The sequence below is a fragment of the Helicobacter mehlei genome (genome assembly GCF_003660265.1).
Lineage (GTDB): Bacteria > Campylobacterota > Campylobacteria > Campylobacterales > Helicobacteraceae > Helicobacter > Helicobacter mehlei.
The window spans coordinates 1-1,036 of sequence record NZ_QXQP01000063.1 but is presented as its reverse complement, the minus strand read 5'-3'; the positions used below and the strand labels follow the sequence as shown (position 1 = coordinate 1,036).

The window sequence follows — 1,036 nt, the reverse complement described above, 5'->3', positions numbered from 1 at the left end:
CCCCCCCGCTACAATAGGGCGGATCGATACACACACAATCTATACAAGCATTAGGCAAGCCCTGCATAAAGCCTAACGCATCGGCGTTAAAAACTTGGTTAAGATAGGGGGTTAGCATGGGGGGTCCTTAAAAAATAGAGATAGGCATAGACAACTAAGGTTTTCAATTGATTGGCCCTTTCTTGTAACCCCATTTCATTTGACTTTTGGAGGGGTTTATGCTATCTTGATTATAGGAGTTTAGGGGCGGACTCTTGCCCCTAGTAAAGCCTTGAGAGGAGATAAACTTCAAGGCTCTCTCCTATCGTAATAAGCCGTAATAATCCAGTGATTGTCTGTAGGTTTCCCTTTCCAGTTATTCTTTAGCCCTATTCTAAAGGTCTTATTGTGGTTGTTCTGTATAATCGCAGTTCTGTTGCCCTCTTGTTTCACCACTTCCCCATTTTGTATAATTTTTTCTAGCCCATTCCCCAATTTCTCCAAAGCATTAGCCCCCTCAAACCCACTAAAGTCATCAAGGTGTTTTTCTACAATCTTGCTTAAGCCATGTCCTTGTATCTTGCCCTCTTTGTTTCTAACTTCTCCCCACACCAAATCAATATACCCCAAATCCTCCCGATAAAACGCCCCGGCTACTTGTCCGCGTTTCTCTTGCAAGAGTTTGGCCACTGCTTCTTTGCCCTTAAACGCAAATTCTTTAAAATTCTCTCCAAAAGCGGGGTTAGGTTTTAAAATGTCCTTAGGGGGCTCATCCCCCACCACCTTGAAATCCTGCAACACCCACCTTCTAGGCTGGCTGGGGTCGTTGTTGTTGCTCCAATCAATGCGGGCTTTAAAATCCCAATCTTTGCCATTGTAGGTCTGTGTTAAATTCAATGCGACACTATTGCCATCAAGGCGGCTAAGTTTGCCTTCTTTGAGCGTGCGGTCAATGGCATTAGCAATATGCGTGTTACGCCACTTCTTAAAGTCCTTTTGGGCTTGTATTTGGGCTTCTCTACCCACGGGCGTTAAAAACTCTTGGGGCTGGGTTTTA

General features: G+C 44.5%; 1 protein-coding gene. It reads right to left on the bottom strand.

Features of this window, described 5'->3' with window-relative positions:
- Window positions 1-288: 288 nt before the first annotated feature.
- A partial coding sequence (locus EAO36_RS08230; protein WP_120955999.1) for a putative barnase/colicin E5 family endoribonuclease occupies window positions 289-1,036 on the bottom strand: 748 nt, incomplete at its 5' end.